Here is a 506-nt window from a genome sequence, read left to right as displayed (position 1 = left end):
CCGCCCAGAAACGCACCCGAAGGATTGTTACTGTCGCTGCCGCTCGACTTGCATGTGTTAGGCCTGCCGCCAGCGTTCAATCTGAGCCATGATCAAACTCTTCAATTTAAGATTTTGTGGCTCAATGAATACTGAATTCATATCTAACGATATGTGAATTGACTGTGCTCGAATGATTGCTCATTCAAATTGGTCACTCAGTTCATTGAAACCTAATTTGAAGCCTAAGCTTCTAATTGGATTATCATCAACGAGTGCCCACACAGATTGATAGGTTTATATTGTTAAAGAGCTTTGCTTCTAAGGGCTTAACCCCGAAGCGGACGCGCATAATACGCTACTGACTCTGTAAGTCAACATAAAACTCTAAGATATTTCTTAAAATTCTATGGTGACTGTTTTCTATACAGAAAACGGTCAAAATTAAAGCCTGGCGATGTCCTACTCTCACATGGGGAAGCCCCACACTACCATCGGCGCTAATTCGTTTCACTTCTGAGTTCGGC

General features: G+C 42.7%; 1 rRNA gene. It reads right to left on the bottom strand.

Going from position 1 to position 506, the window contains the following annotated elements:
* Positions 1-428 precede the first annotated feature (428 nt).
* A 5S ribosomal RNA gene (gene rrf / locus ACSTTG_RS24230) occupies positions 429-506 on the bottom strand; the annotation flags it as partial.

Origin of the sequence: Vibrio glycogenivorans (assembly GCF_051660965.1) — a bacterium.
In the GTDB taxonomy this organism is placed as follows: Bacteria; Pseudomonadota; Gammaproteobacteria; order Enterobacterales; family Vibrionaceae; genus Vibrio.
Note: the sequence above shows the minus strand (reverse complement) of the source record. Positions and strands in the feature narration are given on the sequence as shown.